The 20,668-nt window shown below is 39.9% G+C and carries 3 protein-coding genes; 1 reads left to right on the top strand and 2 read right to left on the bottom strand.

Features of this window, described 5'->3' with window-relative positions:
- Window positions 1–3: 3 nt before the first annotated feature.
- Window positions 4–1,164, top strand: coding sequence for a peptidylprolyl isomerase (locus BXY82_RS13005; protein WP_133758679.1), 1,161 nt, complete (start codon window positions 4–6; stop codon window positions 1,162–1,164).
- 272 nt (window positions 1,165–1,436) lie between these two features.
- Here the strand turns inward: BXY82_RS13005 and BXY82_RS13000 are convergent, their stop codons facing one another.
- Complete coding sequence (locus BXY82_RS13000) at window positions 1,437–13,133, bottom strand: LamG-like jellyroll fold domain-containing protein (protein ID WP_133758678.1); 11,697 nt, start codon at window positions 13,131–13,133, stop codon at window positions 1,437–1,439.
- Between the two features lie 545 nt (window positions 13,134–13,678).
- On the bottom strand, window positions 13,679–20,668 hold a 6,990-nt coding region (locus tag BXY82_RS12995; protein ID WP_133758677.1), incomplete at its 5' end, for a LamG-like jellyroll fold domain-containing protein.

Genomic DNA, 20,668 nt, shown 5'->3' with positions numbered 1-20,668 from the left:
ACTATGCAATTGATTAGAAAGGCTTTTGGCCTGTTAGCACTAATGCTCCTTGTTACGGCATCAGCATGTAAAGACAAGTATCCAGATTTAGAAGATGGATTGTACACTGAAATTATTACCAATAAAGGAACAATGGTACTCCGTTTGGAATACCAAAAAGCGCCCGTTACGGTTGCCAACTTCATCTCTTTGGCTGAAGGCACCAACACACTTGTGGACAGTGCTTACATTGGTAAAAAATATTACAACGGTTTGACATTCCATAGAATTATAGACGAATTCATGATTCAAGGTGGAGACCCTACAGGCCTAGGTAGCGGTAGTCCAGGATATAAATTTAACAATGAAATTTCTGAAGATCTTAAACATGACAAAGTTGGGACATTATCTATGGCCAATTCTGGACCAAATACTAATGGCAGCCAATTTTTCATTACTGAAGGCCCTACACCAAACTTAGATGGTGGGTACAATGTTTTTGGTTATTTAGTCATGGGAGAAGATGTCCTACATACATTGGCAGGTGTTGAAACAGGCCCTGGTGATAAGCCAGTAGATCCTGTTATTATGGAAGAAGTTAATATTATCCGTAAAGGAAAGGATGCGAAAAAATTTGATGCACCAGTAGTTTTCAAAGATCATTTTGCTAAAGCTGAACAAGAAGAGAAAGAACGTCAAGCTAAGGCTGAAGCAGCACAAAAAGAAAGAGAAGAAAAAAGCGCGGCGGCGGCGGCAGACATGAAACCGGCGTTAGATACTTATGAAGGCAAATCAAAAACCCTTGCTTCTGGGTTAAAAATGTACAACATTACAAAAGGTACAGGCGAGAAACCAAAAGCAGGCGATACTGCGCAGTTGTATTATGAAGGCTACTTTACGGACGGCCGATTGTTTGACAGTAACGTAAAAAGTGTTGAAGAAACCTACGGGATGTTTAATGAACAAAAAGATGAAGCTGGGATGTATAACCCGATGCCAACTAAAATTGGTCCTGACGCCCCAATGATTGCAGGCTTTAGAGAAGCAGCGTCTCAAATGCGTGTGGGCGACAAGTCTTATTTCTTTCTACCTTCCCATTTAGCTTATGGAGAGCGTGGCAACCGAGTTATTCCACCAGGAACCGACTTGGTCTTTATCATTGAAATGGTAGGAATTGAAAAATAAATAAGATTGCTCTAGGAGTACACTATTTTAAAATATATACATTTTAGAATAACCCAAGTATATAAATGAAACCGCTCCAACAAATTGGAGCGGTTTTTTTATATAATATCATGACGCCTCGGTTTACATGTTAACCCATTTAATTAGTAATATTCATGGTCCATATTTCGGTTCATATGCACCTCATCAGATATTAAAAAACCGTTTCCATCATAGGGATAGAAACGGTTTTAAATTAGATTTAAATAACCATGCCCTTAAGGCTTATGGACTTAATATTTAAGAACGATTTTCTTATTGTACGTTCCAGCATCTGTTTGCATTTTTATGACGTAACTGCCATCAGGTAAATTCTTCACCGGTATTCTCATTTCATTGGACATGTTTGTATTGGTTGCATTCCAAGCCTGAACAGTTTGCCCTATAATATTGACTAAATACACTTGTTTGACAGTCATGTCATTTGGTGTTTGTATAAATATTTCATCAGAATTCTGCAGAAATTTAACCACCACATTTTTAAACTGTTCATCAATTATAGACAACGTACTGTCCTCCTGAAATACCAAATAAAAACGATTATCATACGTACCAGCATCTAATGATAGTACAAAACTAGTATCATTGATTTTGTGATAGGTTCCTAATTCAGAATCAAATATAAACACATCAATAGCTTCTGTAAAGTTTTCTAACGCAGTTAATTTAATCTCAACCTCACCTTTTAATCCCACTTTCATTGCAAAAGGATATTTTTTGGAATCATCAAAAGCTCCAACACCTTGTATAACATATCTCGTATCATTTACCATCCAAGATAAATCGCTTGGGAAATCATCCTTATTAAGCGCATCGTAGCCATAATCTACGCCGTCTGTAGCAGCATTATCTGATGTAAATCCTATTAATAAAGGACGAATAGCGCCTTCTGGGGTTTTAAAATCAAAACGTATTCGTTTTATTATGGATTGGTTTGCATCACGATTTTCGTTGACCATAGCATTTGAAGGCCTGAAGAACAATGATCCATCGTTCGAACTACCAGTAACCCGCTCTCTTCTGAAAATACGATAATCATTCTTAAAAATCAAGCTGCCTCCAATTGTATCTGCCGTCACAAAAAAGCCTTGTCCCACTGGAATATATCGCTCAGGAATTCTTGTACCATTTGTAATTGTATTTTGACCATACCCGTCTTCCGATGGTGGTGGTGTCACTGCAGCAGTTCCACCAGTTATTGAATACATCGCATTACCTCCAATATAATCCCTCAAAACATGAGTATCATTATTAACATTATGTTCCCAGAACGACAATGAACCATCTTTCAAACTTGCACCATTATCCATAATAAATTGATTGGCATCAAATGCTGAAGGGTAAGGATTGCCTAACAGAACATCGTGTCCTCCAGCAATAGGATTTATGATTGTACCATTGTTAGGTTTCCCTACAAAAACATAGTTCTGAGATGCACTAGTAAATGGTTTTGTATCAACACCACTGCCTTTCATGATATAACCTAAGCCAATATCTATAGGGGTATTGTTACTGATTCGTTCCCAATCTAAATAGGTGTTTGATGGATTGTTAGTGTACGTATACAGCCAACGAGTACTAAGCTGTATTGGACTTCCACTAGTATAAATGGCCGTACGCTCAGTTATCCAGGAGATCGTGGCATCTGTTTTTGGATTATCCATAACCGTAGTACCATCTCTTAACACACCACCTATAGTATAGGTATTAGTGTTAACATTTGTACCCATTTCTACCGTGGCATTTGTTGATGACACTGGAGAACCCCAATAATTATAGTTGAACGGATTGCCGGTACCTTGTTGGTCTCTTTCAAGATCTCCTGTACTAGTAGGATCAAAGTAACTCTCACTCATTTGTGATGTTGTTAAGCGTTTCTGCACCAATTGAGACTCGCCTACCAAGTCAATTTTACCGTCTATTTTTAAATAGTGCGTAATCCACAAACCAGTTCCATCATTTAATTCGTCTTGAGCTCCAGGACCACTAATGCTGAGCTCATTGGCATCTACCAGAAGACCTAATAAAATCAAGTCTTTAGCATCGGAAGTAATATTATGATTGGTTCTTACAATATTCCAATCAATTGGAGTACCATCAATACCATTACTATTTGGCACATTCCAAACATCAGGATGAGTCCAAGTATTCTTCACATCCCATTTTCCAGCTTGTTTTGAGGTGTATGGTAGTGGGGCACTCTCTAATTGCCATGTTTCAATATTACGCATTTGACCGTTTCGGGTACCTGCGTTTGCAATAATGTAACCATCAACAATATCAGTGGCTTGATTCATTCTAAAATAACCTTCCAAATTCGCCCAAGTAAGTCCTGGAATATCTAATGGAACCGTAGAACCTTCCACATTATTGGCCACTAGAGTGCTCGATTTAATTTCTTGATTCATCATCTGACGAATTTGGTTTTCTGACAACGCTACCTTCCAAATGCGAAGCTCGTCCATCGAACCAGAAAAATAATTTATTGGACTCACATTACCACCAGCAGCTGAACGATCCATCGCACCCATGATGCATTCAAAGTTATTGTTGATTGGGGCAGCACCAGTTGCTGAGCCCAATAAAATGCCATCAATGTACATTGCATAGTTTGTAGATCCGTCATAGGTGACTGCCACATGATACCATCTGCTTGTGCTGATATTATTGGAGTGGGTGAATGAATTACCGCCATTCCAATTAAAATAAACCTTATTATTTCTAAGACTTAAGTCATATCCTGAGTTAAGGTTATTAGCATCTCTCTTAGAAAGTATGGTTTGGTTAGTATCGTTTGGTCCTCCTGCTTCTGTGGTAGGATCTGGTTTTACCCAAACTTCAATGCTAAAAGGACCAGTACTTAAGTTAAAATCATTACGGAAGGTCACATTATCATTTATACCATCAAAATCTAAAGTAGTGCAACTACTTAATGTTACAAAGACCGGTGCAGAGCATGTAACTTCATTACTTCCTGTAACAGTCCATGTGAGTTCATAATCGCCTCCTGGGCCAAAAAATTCCGATTGTGGATCATTTACGTCAGAGAAATAATCACTCAAGTTTTGATTGGCCAATGTAACATCAAATCCTACTGGACCTGATGCAATTGACCAGAACTGAGCAGTTGTAGTTGTTGTACCATAATCTCGATAATTCCCAGCAGGTAAGAAATTAGCTGATGTTAAGTTGGTATAGGTATAAATATTGTTAGCCGGATCATGTAAATCAATGTCGGTTTGAGTTGCAGTATCCCAGATTCCGTCATTATTATCATCAATAATAGGAAATAACGGATTTGAATTATCCCACAAACCTGCATTATTGAGATCAATATAGTTTTGAAGAGGCGTTTTACTGTTATCATATGCATGAAGTTTCATGGAACTGCCACACTCAGAATCATCTATTATTGCATCATATCCGGCATTAGCATAATGCACTTCTAATTGAACATTTACAGAACCTGCAGGCGCTACACTTCTACACCCATTAATATAAGACGTTACCGTATAGGTTTGGTGACCTGGAGTTGTTGGGGTAACCAAAATATCTGTTGTGCCAGTAATAGGTTCAATAGTGTTGCCAAATTGGTCTGTCCATTGCACTTCTCCCTCTCCATTGTTGTTTGGCAAAGTAAAGTTGTCAATTGCCCATATACTTGAAACTTCCCTTACCATAGTAAATCGTATTCTAATATCAGTATTTCCAAAATATGGATTTAAATCGATAATGGTATGATTGGTACCATTACCAAAATTCCCATAGTTTCCTGACTGAATACCAGTGGAACTACTTAATAATACAGAGGACGCGCGATCATCTCCATCTATTAGATTGTCAGGAATTCTGACATAGTCTTGTCCTCCATTTAGAGAAATTTCGATAATTGCACCAGCCCCATTGAAAAGTTGATATGCTTCATCAAATTCGAATGTAGGATTTTGCACTCCTAACAAACTAAATCGTGGCGTTTCAATTGATGTCGCTATTACATTATTTGGACTGTTATCGTACGGATTGTCCCAATTGTAGATTGGATCATTAGTTTGATTACTAATAGCCGTTCCAAATGTAATTCCGAATTTTTTATCTCCGGACTTGTATGTTGTTCCATTAAACACTTTTTCATTGGTTCCGGACCATTGATTTGGTTTTGTATTATCTCCAGATGCTGTCCAACCCTTTACTCTGCCATCAATTAACCAGCTGTCAGGATCATTCGGATTAAGTTGACCTGATTCAAATCCACCACCAGAATTTAGGGTATCTCCTCCAAAATCGATGGTTGATGAAAATTCAGAGGTGCCTCCAAGACAAAACTCACTGGCAGAAACAGCTACCGGTTGTGGTTTCAAGTCAAAAGGAATCACGCTTACAAAGGCGTAAGCTGAATAAACTGGACCACAAGCATCTGATGCCGTGTCGCCATCTAATTTTACTCTATAGGCGGTTAAGCCATATAAACCTGTGAAGGTATAGGTAAGAGAATTAGCATTACCAAGAGAATTCCATGTTACGCCATTATCTGTGGACGATTCCCATTCTACTACATGTGCAGGGTTAAATGTACTAGGTAAATAAAGGGTACCATTGCCTTGGTGGCAAGCTACAATTTGATTGGTATCACTATCTGTGTCATCGGTATTACTGCCATCTGCATCATCATCGTCAGCATTCCCTAATAATTCAATTCCTCCTGTGATAGACTCTTCTATATAAATGGTAAAACTCTCTACAACATCTGCACAACCACTTGTCCCACCAGCAATCGTATTGCTAATGGTATAGCTACCAGGTGCACTATTGGTTAAATTAATAGCACCAGTTGTAGCATTCAAATCTAAGCTTAAACCTGAAGGTGTAGAGGTATAGGTGAAATTACCAGCAATCCCTCCGCCTGAGTAACTAAGAACAGGATTAGCTCCTGACTTACAATACGCTGTTGCATCATAGCTAAATGTGGCCTCGGGCTTTGGGTCTATTGTAACAGTGGTTTCCGCAACGACTTCCTCACAACCTTCAGCTGCAGCTATTGTATAATAAACTGTATAATCTCCAGGAGTACTTGTATTTGGTGTAATACTACCATTGGAGAGATCAATATTTAATCCTGTATTAGGTTCAACCGAGTAAATGCCATCGGCAGTATTAGACCCTGTCAAATTAACAGTGTAGGTTGCAGTATCAGATTCGCAATATGCGGTTGCACTATAACTAATTGAAGGTGTAGGCAATGTTGTAATAGTAATTGATTGCGATTCTTGAACTTCAGCACATCCACCACTTACAGCATCAAAAGTATAAAATACTGTATAAGTACCTGCTGTACTGGCAATCAAATCAATTTCACCAGTAGAACTGTTTACCACTAAACCGCCAGGTGAAGCACTAAAAACACCTCCTGTTTGTGTAATTGTTGGAATAGGATTTGAAGCATTACTACAATATTCGGTAGAATCGTAAGAAAATGTAGCATCAGGTTGTTCGTCAATCACAACGTCTACGTCCGCCACGACCTCAGGACAGCCATTGGCCGATAGGATTGTATATTCAATTTTATATGTTCCAATCGTAGCCCCATTTGGTGATATCTGACCAGCAGCAGTCATGCTAAGACCAGTAGCTGGGGTAATTGAATAAGTTCCTTCGCTATTGTTGGATCCATTTAAAATAACATCATAAGTATTGCTATCAGATTCACAATAGTTGGTAGCACTATAGGCAATAGATGCCACAGGCAAAGGTGTAATTGTAACATCTGTGGTTACGGTATTATCAGAAGGACATCCGCCAGATGCCGGTATTGTATATGTAACGGTATAAGTGCCTGGTGTACTCGCACTCGGAACTATCTCGCCCGTACTAACATTCAGACTTAATGTTGCACCAGTATCCCCACTATAACTATATTCACCACCTGTATAGGCATGCGTTCCAGTCAATTGGACAGGTTGCACGGTTGCATTGGAACAGAATGGTCCTGCATAACTTATAGTAGCTGTCGGTTTTGGTGTAACTGTTAAGGTTGCATTATTTGTGTTGGCTTCTGAACACGTACCACCTGTACTTAATAATTGCAACGTATAATCGCCATTATCTGCATCCGAAATATTTTGGAGTTCCAATGTATAAGTGGTCGTAGTACCACTAGTAACACTTGTTTCTGTTCCTCCATTAAAATCAACGCCTCCTTTTTTCCATTGGTAAGACCCTATTGTACCTGTAGCCGCAACAGTAAACGTTACGGTGTTACCTATACAATCTGTAACCCCAACAGGTTGTTGTGTAATCTCAATATCCTGATTAACTGACAATGCTACTACATTTGATAGTGCTTCGTCACAAACAGCGTCTCCACTCACTACAACATAGTAGTTGCCAGCATCGCTCACTTTGGCGTTTTTAAATGTGAGCGTGTTAGTATTCGCCCCTGTTACTTGAGGTGCACTATTAGCAACCGCAGTGCCACTTCCGGGATTCCCTTTAAACCATTGGTAGGTAAGATTGTCTCCAGATGCTGCAACACTAAATGACGCCTGTTGTGTAGCACATACTCCAAGATTACTTGGCTGTGTATTGATGAATGGTTTTTTAGAAATAGAAATGGTAATATCTTGAGATGCCGCAGTACAAGGTCCACTTGCATCAGGGTCGTTAGTAGTAAAAGTTAAGGTTACGGAACCATTGGCAATGTCTGTATTACTTGGAGTGTACGTTGTAGAAGTCGCAGAAGAATTACCAAAACCACTGATATGATTTGAACTGGAAGTCCAAGTTCCTGAGGTGGCACTTCCTCCACTTAAATCTGCAACAAGTGTAGAAAATTGATCAGAACATATTTCAGTATCTCCAGTAACTACCAAACTCACGGCTTCATTAATTGTGACATCAATTGTATCTGAAGCGGCTGCACATGGTCCAGTTCCATCTGGATCATTAGACGTAAATGTAAGAGATACTGATCCTGAAGCGATATCCGCCGCACTAGGCGTATACGTTGTAGCATTTGCTGTTATATTTCCAAATCCATTATGATTAGAACTGGATGTCCACGTGCCTGACGTAGCACTTCCACCAACAGACCCTGAAAGATTAACAACATCTCCCGCACAAATAGTAATTGTTGCAGGTCCCGCATCGATACTAGCGGCTTCATTTACTGTAATTGTTGTAGTTATCTCTGCGGCACTACAAGCACCAATAGCGTTCGACTTAAGCTTTAAAACAACCTCTCCATTATAATTGGCTGCAGGAGTATAGGTTATGGTTTCAGGGGTTGCCGTTTGAGCAGTACTGCTTAAACTACCTCCACCAGATACAATAGACCATTGTGCAGTTGCCCCTGCAGGTCCTGCTAATGTAGCATTTGATAAAACAATTGGAGTTGGTGAGTTAGATTGACATACAGGACCATAATTACCTGCTGATATAGTGGTCATCTGGTCAATTACAAAATTTCTTTGGTCAGTAACTGCAGAACATGATCCTGGGGTGTTAGACGTAAGTGTCAAACTGACTGGCCCAAAATAATTTGCTGCGGGTGTATAAGTGACAGATGAGGGATTATTTGTTTGGGCAATACTACTTAAACTACCGCCACCTTGGGTAATAGACCATGCCGCTGTGGTATTTCCATTACCACCTCCAACACTGGCACCTGTTAAGGTGATAGGTGTTGGATTAGCAGATTGACAAATAGCCGCTTGCGTGCCAGCTACTACAGTAGGGGCTTCATCAATAGTAATTATTCTTGAGGCGCTAACAACGGGACATTCTCCAGGCTTGTCGGTAGTAAGTTTCAATTCAACGTTTCCATTATAATTTGCTGCCGGAGTGTAGGTAACCGTCTCTGGATTAGTTGTAAAAGCAGTATTTGATAAACTTCCACCACCCGATACTATGGTCCATTGTCCCTGTGCTCCATTACCAATACTAGCACCACTCAAGGTGATAGGCGAAGGCGTTGCCGACTGACACGCCGTTAAAGCTGGTCCTGGGGTAACGGTGTTTAACGAATTAACAACTATAGTGGTTTGAGGTTTAGTCGTAAAAGCATTTGTACAAGCCGCATTATTGGTATAGGCAACACTTTGAATAACCACATCTGTATTGGCCGTAAGCGCTCCTGTGGTATAGGTTACAGTGGCCGTTCCACTTGTACCGGCCCCTAAATTTATAGTTTGGTCGGTGCCAGTTCCTACTCTAAAAGTAATCGTGGTGTTAGGTGTGCCCGTAAATGTTACTGAACCAGGATTACCTTCGCATATAGGGCCGTTACTTGCAACGGTTGCGGTTGGTAGGGCTCGTATAATAATTTTCATATCGTCTCGAGCTCCAGATGTACAAACTCCAGAAGGCTTATATACTATTAGTGATATCGTGATTTCTCCAGCAGAATGTCCATTGGGCATATTATATATTGCATTTTCAAAGTCTTTATTACCTGACCCTGTGCCAATGAAAGACCCTCCAGCACCGTTATCACTCCAGATCCATTCATCAGTTTTCTTGTCTCCATATTTGGTAACATTGCCAGCTTTACCCTTTAATTGAATAGATACATTGGTATATCCTTCGCAAACAAATTGATCAGGACCGGCATCTGCAGATACAGGTCCAATATTTATAGGTTGGGACGTTGCTGTGCTAGTCCCACATGAATTAGTAGCCGTAACTGAAACATTACCAGCCGATGCATTTGAAGCAACACTAACAGTTACTTTATTTGTACCAGCACCATTAGTAATTGTAAAACCACTTGGAAAAATCCAATTATAGGATTGCACATTTGGATCTGGATTTACTTCATAGGTCTCTGTACTGGTTGGGCATATTATAAATGACGATGATAAAATATCTAGACCTGTTGGGGTATTCGGCGTTCCATTGAATATTCTAATTGTTCCTGTTTGCACTGCTGCAGATGCCGCACCACAACCTGTAGGTGTCACCGTAAAGTTATAGGTTCCCACAGCTGCTGCTGTGGTAGTTGTGCCCGTTACTGTATAAATTTTAGTGCTCGCATTATAAGATCCACTCAATGCTATACCTGCTCCTGGAGCTGTTGTTACAGTAGCTCCTGCCCCTGAACCCCCATTAGTAATTTGGAATTCAATTGGTGCAATAGGACTTCCCGCACAGACAGATGGATTGATATTACCAGACGCCAACGCTATGCCTACAGTATTACTCACCGTAATTTCAACAGGTTTTACAGTGTAGCATCCTACACCACTTGTACTTCTAATATAGTATGTTTTTGTTGCAGTAGGATTTACGGTTGAGTTGATCGAGTTGGTGCCATTATTGGCAAATGCTTGCGTTGTATGAAACGTCAAACTATTTCCAGATGAATTGTTCGATACAGTGGTATTCAAGTCTATTGATGCGCCGTTACAAATCTCAGCTGGTGTCACGTCAAAAGTTGGCAACGGATTAATAGATATCGTTATACTTTTCGTTGTATAACAGCCATTGGCAAATGCACTTCTTACGACATAAGTAGTTTCAGTAGTTGGACTTACAGTAGCATTAATAGCATTAGATCCACTATCTGCATTTGCTTGCGAAGCATGAAAGGTCACAGAATCGCCATTAGTATGTATTACCAATGAATTGAGATCAACTGAAGTTTGACCATCAGCACATACAGAACCAGTTGTAACCTCCAATTCAGGTAATGCGTTAATAGTTATTTCAATTTCACCAATTGTAAAACACCCTGTGTTGAGTTCTGTTCTAACCCAATATGAAGTGGCAATGGTAGGACTAACAGTTGATGTAGATAATGCAGACGACGCTGTAAGCGCATCATTTTCGGAATTATAATAGGTAGTAGCACCATTAGTTGTAACTAAGCTTTCCAAATCTATTGAGCTTCCATCATCACAAACAGAACCAGGCTCTACCGAAAGCGATGGTAGAGGGTTAACCGTTACAGTAATAGAACTTGTATTAAAACACCCTGTGGTCGAATTTTCAGACCTAACATAATACGTAGTAGTTGCCGTTGGGGAGACATCTTTGGTTAAATCAGAATCAGCGGCATCCGCTTTTGCCTGAGTACTATGATATGTGAGATTGGATCCCGAAAAAACTGTTGAAAGATCAACGGTATCGCCATTACAAATCGTGGGAGCAGCTCCTACTGTAATAGTTGGTAATGAATGTACAACAATAGTAAGCGGTGAGGTTACAAAACAGCCGGTACTAAATTTACTACGCACATAATAGGTTTTATCTGTAGCAGGACCAACCACTGGGTTTGTTAGCGGACTAGCACCCGTATTTGCATTTGCTTGGGAATTATGAAACGTTACTGTTGCTCCTGTATCGCTAGTAACTAATGCATTTAAATTGATTGTGGATTGGTTTGCACATATTTCGCCAGTACTTACTGTAAGAGTTGGTTTAGGGTTAACGGAAGATACATCTACAGACTTCGATTCTATAATAGGACCACCGCACGTAGGATTTGACGTAACCTCCAATTGAACAATATTAGAGCCTGTAACAGATAAAGCATCCGTCTCTAAGGTTGCATTAGTTGAGAGCTGCGTGCCGTTTAAAGTCCACTTATATGTTGGCGAAACAAAATTTTGAGCATTCCCAACAGCAAATGTGACGGTGTTACCTTCACAAATATTAGATGGTACAATAATATTAAAGTCAACTGGTTGTACCTGATTGATAGCAATGTCAGATGAATACTCTTTAGTTGGAGCGCATGTCCCAGTACCAACGGTCATGACCACCTTAACATTATCATTAGGAGCGGTCCACTCATTATAAGAAAAATTTACACCAGAACCTTTTAACACACCATCAACATACCAATCATAACTTACCGGATCACTACCAACTCCTTCTGGTTTAGCTGTGAATACAATTGTATCAACTTCGCAAATGGTAGTAACATCAGGACTTTTTGTATAGGTAATGGTAGCATTTGTTGTATAGGGCTGTACAGTCACTATGGCATTAGCATTAGCTGTTTGGCCATTAGAATCATTTACAGTGAGCACCACAGTATTTTCACCTACATTTGAACAGTCAAATGTAGTGATATCGGTATCGAAAGTTACTACACCACAAATATCAGAAGAACCATTATTAACCGCATCTTCGGCGATTGTTGCAATCCCATTTTCGTCAAGCTGAACAGTAATATTTTGTATCTCTACAATTGGCGCAGTGGTATCATTGTAATTATATATCTGAGGTGCTGTTATGCTATTTCCATTACCATCGTCAAATGTCCATGTAATAGTGGTACTTTCTCCCTCCTCAAAATTTAGGGTGTCAGTGGTGGTTCCAGTAATGGTTCCTCCACAGGCATCTGTAGTTGTGGGTGCTGTAAGTGTTCCTTTACAATCAACAGTTACAGGGTCTAGGGTTGGTTCAACTGGATCTATATTATCAACAATAGTAACTTGAGCGGAGCAGGATGATTGTCCATCACTATCCGTAACAGTAAGTGTTATAGTTTTAACCCCAATATCAGCACATGTAAAATTGGTCTGAGAAATTGAAAGCGTAAAATCCGTATTGCCTGTGCTACCATCATCAATATCAGCAGGAGTCAAAGTAGCTTGTCCAGAACCATTTAATTCAAGTGTAAAATCTTTACAAACTGCATTGGGTACACGACGAGAAAAAATAATGTCATTTAACTGTTGGGTCTTTGAAAATAATCTCGTTTCTGTCCCCAAAACTCGGCCAGTTTTTAAGAGCTTCGGAGATGATGCCACAAATTTTGATAAATTCAGGGCTTCAAAGCTTCCCTTATAACTAAAGTTCAAGTTATTAGTATTTTCAACAAAGTCTAAGGAAGCTTTTAAATCATATTTACTTGTAGTAGCAAAGGACAGGTGTGTCACTAATAAAAGCAATACTAGTTTAAGGGTATAAGAGTAGTAGTTTTTCATATCATAGAGTTATGGTAATAACCTAATTTCCAAAATGTTCAGTCGCTAATGAACCCATACTAAACATGTGAAAAAAGTGAAATTTTAGTGCCTATTTTTGAGGGGATATCATAAAGCTACGGCAACTTATGTATGGAAAGGAATATTGTCGATAAAATGCATGTAAATTCTTTATAAGCCGTTATTTAAGTTTCTGTAGACCAACAAACTACTCACTTACATAGCAACGTTGTCAACGCCAATAATAAAACTTAGAAGTTGGCTAGATGGTGTAATAGTAGACTTACGTGCCATTAGATAGATTGACGACTTTATGAACTTAAATCATTGAGATTTCAATCATAAAATGAAATCAATACTATTGCAGGTATCATCACTCGAACCCTTTGTCGGGATGGTATAGCAATTAAATAGGGTTAAATGCAATTAGCACTCATACCCTCCCTGTCTAATGATTCTAAATGCAGTAAATATGAAAAACCGTTTCCAACATGATGCTAGAAACGGTTCTTAAAACTCTTGTTTAGTGATAATCCAGTCTGGTATTAGTATTTAATTACCACCTTCTTATTAAAAGTACCTGACTCCGTCTGAATTTTGACCACATAATTACCATCAGGTAAATTTTTAACCGGAATTCGCATCTTATTTGAAATGGTTGTAGTTGTTGCATCCCAAGATTGTACCGTCTGTCCTAAAATATTTAGTAAATGCACTTGTTTGACAATAATATCATCAGGTGTTTGGATGAAAATTTCATCAGTATTTTGTAAGTATTTAACTAGCATACTTCTAAACTCATCCTCAATTACGGATAGGGCATTACCTTCATTAAACGCTAAAAAGAAGCGGTTATCATAATTACCAGAGTCCATTGAAAGCGCAAAATTTGTGTCATTAATTTTATGGTATGTATCTAACTTAGAGTCATACACAAATACATCAATTTCTTCATCGAAATTTTCCAATGCAGTCAATTCAATTTCAATATCCCCATTGATTGCCAGTTTCATGGCGAAAGGATACTTCTTAGTATTATCAAATACGCCTACACCTTGAATAACATATCGAGAATTATTAATCAGCCATAACAAATCACTTGGCAAGTTATCTTTGTTTAAGGCATCATAGCCATAGTCAACACCATCCGTAGCTTCATTATTTGGAGTAAACCCTAACAATAGAGGGCGGTATGCACCTTCTGGAGTTTTAAACTTTACACGTACGCGTTTCATTACCCCGCCAGTAGCATTTGTTTGGTCGGAATTTGCTGTTTTAAAGAATATTGAACCATCGTCTCCTGACGTTGTTGTCGATTCCCGTTTAAAATATCGTTGGCTATTTTTAAATACTACGTTACCACTTTTTATAGCTGTAACAAAAAATCCTTGTCCCACAGGGACAAATCGACCTGGCTTTCTGGTGCCCTTACTCGAAACATTTTGCACATATCCATCTGTAGTTTTGCCCGGTGTTATTGCTTCTACACCACCAGACAAATTATATAATGCGTACCCACCAAGATAATCTTTTAAAACATGGGTATTGTTGGCCTCATAATGCTCCCAGAACGACAACGCGCCTTCACTTAACGTTGGTTCATTATCCTTGATAAAGGCGTCAGCATCTATAGCTGATGGATATGGATTGCCTAAGAGTATATCGTTTCCTGCATCAGTTGCATTTAGAATAGTACCATTATTTGGTTTTCCTACAAATACGTAATTTTGAGAGCTCTTTGCAGTAGTGCTAGATCCACTTCCTTTCTGGAGGTAACCCAATCCAATGTCTAAAGACGTTTGATGATTTACTCTTTCCCATGAAGCATAAGTATTTGACTTCTTATTATAGGTGTATAACCATCGCGTGCTCAATTGAACGGCATTACCTGAACTTGTAGCAGTCCGGTCTGTCACCCACGAAATAAGTGCATCATCCTTCGGGTTTGCCATTGTTATAGTACCAGCTCTCAAAACGTTACCAATGGTAAAGCTATTTGCATTTACATTGTCTCCTGAAATAATAGCGTTATTAGGTGCCACCGGTGAACCCCAATAATTGTAGTTGAATGGATTGCGCGTACCTTGCTGATCACGTTCTATATAACCCGTACTAGTCTCATCAAAATAACTGTCTAGAATTTGATTTGTGATATCTGGGGTATTTATATTGTTATCATCGTCAAAATAGTAGCGTTTTTGTACCAATTGAGATTCTCCAACTAAGTCTAATTTACCGTCAATTTTAAGATATTGGGTAACCCATAAGCCATGTCCGGAATTGGTCTCATCTTGAGGCCCAGCACCAGTAATTGTAAGCTCCTTATTATTTGCCACCATTAATCCCAAAACTGTTATCTCTCGGTTAGATGATGTCACATCGTGATTTATCTTTACAATATTCCAATTGATGGCCTCACCATTAATTCCTGTGCTATTAGGTACAGCCCATACGGAAGGCTCACTCCAAGTGTTGATAACATCCCATTGATCATTAACTCCCGATGTTGTATATGGCACAGGAGCCGTTCTGGCCTGGTCTGATGAAATGTTCTTTAATTTTCCTTTGATTGCACTTGATGATGAGGTTAAATAACCACAGGCTAAACTCGTTGGTTCCATTTGGAAATACGCTAAGAGGTTAGTCCATGATACGCCATCAATATCTATTGGAATGATTTGGCCTTGCACATTTCCAGGGGTAGTAGGACTCTCTATAAGTTTCTGATTCATAATTTGGTGCAGTTGGTGCGCTGCTAGCCCCACATTCCATACTCTTACTTCATCAATCCACCCATTAAAATGGTTTTTAGGCTTGTATGTACTATTTGAATCCATTGCTCCCAACATGGCTCTTAAATTATTTGATTTTGGCAAAGGCCCTGATAATGCATTAATCTTAATACCATCAATATATAAGGTATATAATCCTCCAACATAGGATACGGCTATATGATACCAACGATCGGTATTTATTTTATAAGGAGATGAATTAATCGTGAACTTCTCAGTATTAAAAGAAACTATACCTGAACCATTAAGACTTAAATCGTATCCCGCAGCATCACCATTAGCATTTCTTTTTGAGAATATAGTTTGAGTTCCCGAAATCAAATTTGGCTTAACCCAAGCTTCAATGCTAAAAGTACCTTTGGATAAATGGAATTCGTCTGTTTTAAATTCAACGTAATCGTCTGACCCATCAAAATCAATCTGATTACAGTTTTTAGTGGCCACTCTGATAGAACTTTCGCATCCAGCAACAGTCCACTTTAAAGTGTAGTTACCCTCTTCTGCTATAAATAGGGCATCAGGATCATTTTTTGCATTCGGGTATTTGGCTGGGTTGTTTGATTTAAAAATCCCCGGATCACAACTCAATGCCGATTCAGGTATAGCTTCCCATGTACCAATAGCACCTGTTCCTTTATCGTTACAATTGACACAATTTTCTGGAAGGGTAAAAGCTCCTTTATTTGCGTTCTCAACTGCCGTTTTAGTATTGTCATATGCATTTAATTGAATGCTATTTTGACCACAATCATCGCCCGTATAAATAACATCATTACCTGCATGTGCGTAGGACACTTGTATTTCAATTAGAGACGTTCCATCAGCATCATAGGTTCTACACCCATTAACTAAAGCAGTTCCCCCATATTCGTGAACTCCAGGAGCATCAGGAGTAAAACTAAATTCAACTTCAGTACTTCCAATGACAATTGGTTCTTCGTCAGGATCTCCAATTCCATCCGTCCACTCTATTTCTGTATCAACTTTTACTTGTTTGTTAACAAAAATATTATCCATTGCCCAAGTACTCTTAACAGTTGTTCCTGTGAAAGACCATCTAATTCGCACATTATTTTCTCCTAAGTATGCCGCTAAATCAATAGATGTATTATCATTTTGAAAATTATACATAGTAGGAGTAGAATTAGCTCTTCTATTAGCTGGTACCGAGTTATACCAATTCTTAACCGGATCGCCAATGGCATGCAATAATTGTAGCGGCGCATAGGTAACGCCTCCATCTAGCGATATCTCTATGTTAGCATAATCATTGACTGCAAAATAATAAGCTTGATCAAAATCTAAACTCGCTGATTCTGCGTTGGACAAATCCATAATAGGAGTTTCTAAGGTTGTCGGAATTAATCCATCATAGGTTCGATTACCCTTTTTATCGGTTTCATAATAATTTCCATAAGCTATAGAAAATTTACCTTCATTACTGCAATACACAATATCTCCATTTGCTTGATTGTTACAGGTTTTGGCAGACCAATTTCGAGCTTTCGTAGCACTTCCCCCAGCTGTAAAACCTCCTGTTTCACCATCAACTAACCAACCATTTGGATCTTGAGTATTTAATTGACCTTCATTAAAATCACCAGATGAATCTGCAATAGATTCTTGTGTTGCTGTATAATTACTTTGTGCTAGTAAGCTCACTACTTCGCCTAAACAATACAACGCATCCGGATCTCTATTTGTAATAGTTGGCGCCTCTCCCGTTGGCAACGCTCTAACTCTGAATATTGTAGAGTATTCAGTACAGGTTCCTTTTTGAATCAACACCCTATAATCTGTTGAAACTAAAGCGCCAACAGCAAAATAAGCTGTATGATTGTTGGAGGTGTTTGAAATAGGTTTCCATACCCCTTCATTTATAGGAAATTTTTCCCATTGTACAATTGTACCATCCACACCAGTTAAATTAAGTGCAATGCTGATTTCTTCACCACAGGATGAAATATCCACCCCATTAGGAAATGCAGTACCTTTAAACGTCCCTGTCAATGACCCCCCGCTAATTGGAAGTGGATTAAGGGTGATTTTTTGTGATTGGTAGGTAATATTTCCATGACTATCAATATATTGCCATTCAATTTGTTGTGTTCCACTAAATGAATATGGGAAGATAAAATCTGCCTCTAATACACCTTGAATTATTCCGTCACATTCATCTGTTGCCGTTGGTCTCACTAAATAGTCAAGGTTCGGAATCTGGCACCCGTCAAACACTTGATCTGGTAAATCAGTAATATCCGGTATAGGGGCACTATCAGTTATTGTGACATTTTGCGGAACAATAATAAAATTACCTGCCTGGTCTTCAAATTTCCATTGGATAGTTTCTGTACCTACGGTATTAAAGATTAAGCTAGTTAAACCTGTAGTACCTGTTATAATACCATCACAATTATCTGTCGTAGTTGGCGGCGTCACAGTTAACGTACACTCTGCTGTAAGGTCAGGTAACGTAGGTGTAGCTGGTTTCTCCTTGTCATTAACAGTTACTGTTTTAGATCTTGTTACGGACTGTACCCCATCTGTAACCGTATAGGTAATAGTCGTGACTCCTTTATTGAAAATTCGAGTTCCAACTTGACCCGGAGTTGAGCCAAATGTTGTAGCTCCAGTTAGCGTAAAAGAAATTGATGCTGAGCAATTATCACTAAACACAGCATCTGCAATTGTCACTGAGGCGTCACACCTCGTTGCATCTGTTTCAACTACAATATTTGGTCCTGCAGTCAATTTAGGCGCTGTATTATCATATACCGTAACTGTTTTTGTATCCTTTACAATATGGCCAGCCGCATCAGTCACTGTATATTCTATGATAGTTATTCCTTTGTTAAACGTTTTCGTTCCTACTTGGCCAGCCGTTGCAGCACGCACTGTGGCTCCACTCAAGGTATATGAGATGGAGACTGTAGAAAGACAGTTATCACTGTAAGTGGCATTTGCGACTGCAACAGATGCGTTGCATGATTCTGAGGTCGTATTTGTTGAAATATCTAGACCTGCTGTTACTGTGGGAGGGGTGGTGTCTATTGCTGTGAGAATCACTGTCTTATCAACTTTGTTTCCCGCTGCATCTTTAGCAGTAACTACTACAGATACAGTTCCGTTATGTATTGCCGTAACAGAAGCCCCAACAGCAGGACTTTGTGTGGTTGTAACATCACAATTATCAGTGGCCGAACCTCTAACATCCGGTATTGTTATTGCACAATTCGCATCTAAGTTTATATTTTGATTAGCAGCCGGAGTAAGAACTGGCTGAGTGACATCTTTAGCTGTAAGAACTACTTTCTTGATATCTGTATTGCCAGCTGCGTCTGTAGCAGTAACAGTCACTTCAACTGTTCCATTGTGCGTAGCGGAAACCTTAGTACCAACTCCCGGACTCTGTGCTAGGGTAACACCACAATTATCAATGGCACTGCCCATGACATCTGGGACCGTAATCTCACAACCTGCATCTAAATTTACAGCCTGGTTTGAATCGGCCGTAAGGACCGGAGCAGTAACATCTTTAGCGGTAAGTACTACATTCTTCACATCAGTATTCCCTGCCGCATCCGTTGCCGTTACCGTAACGGTCGTTGTCCCGTCGTGGGTTAGGGAGACCTTGGAGCCAACGGCAGGGCTTTGGGTGATGGTCACCGTACAGTTGTCAGTGGCACTGCCCATGACATCTGGGACCGTAATCTCACAACCTGCATCTAAATTTACAGCCTGGTTTGAATCGGCCGTAAGGACCGGAGCAGTAACATCCTTAGCGGTAAGTACTACATTCTTCACATCAGTATTCCCTGCGGCATCCGTTGCCGTTACCGTAACGGTCGTTGTCCCGTCGTGGACAAGGGAGACCTTGGAGCCAACGGCAGGGCTTTGGGTGATGGTCACCGTACAATTATCAGTGGCACTTCCCATGACATCTGGGACCGTAATCTCACAATCTGCATCTAAATTTACAGCCTGGTTTGAGTCGGCCGTAAGGACCGGAGCAGTAACATCTTTAGCGGTAAGTACTACATTCTTCACATCAGTATTCCCTGCCGCATCCGTTGCCGTTACCGTAACGGTCGTTGTCCCGTCGTGGACAAGGGAGACCTTGGAGCCAACGGCAGGGCTTTGGGTGATGGTCACCGTACAGTTATCAGTGGCACTGCCCATGACATCTGGGACCGTAATCTCACAACCTGCATCCAAGTAAACATCATCGTCCGATGCAACTGTAAGGACTGGGTTGGTAACATCTTTAGCGGTAAGTACTACATTCTTCACATCAGTATTCCCTGCGGCATCCGTTGCCGTTACCGTAACGGTCGTTGTCCCGTCGTGGACAAGGGAGACCTTGGAGCCAACGGCAGGGCTTTGGGTGATGGTCACCGTACAGTTGTCAGTGGCACTTCCCATGACATCTGGGACCGTAATCTCACAATCTGCATCTAAATTTACAGCCTGGTTTGAGTCGGCCGTAAGGACCGGAGCAGTAACATCTTTAGCGGTAAGTACTACATTCTTTATATCCGTATTCCCTGCCGAATCCGTTGCCGTTACCGTAACGGTCGTTGTCCCGTCGTGGACAAGGGAGACCTTGGAGCCAACGGCAGGGCTCTGGGTGATGGTCACCGTACAGTTGTCAGTGGCACTGCCCATGACATCTGGGACCGTAATCTCACAATCTGCATCTAAATTTACAGCCTGGTTTGAATCGGCCGTAAGGACCGGAGCAGT

Source organism: Gelidibacter sediminis (assembly GCF_004364975.1).
In the GTDB taxonomy this organism is placed as follows: domain Bacteria; phylum Bacteroidota; class Bacteroidia; order Flavobacteriales; family Flavobacteriaceae; genus Gelidibacter; species Gelidibacter sediminis.
The sequence above is the reverse complement of the archived record's forward strand: the minus strand, read 5'-3'. Positions and strand labels throughout refer to the sequence as shown.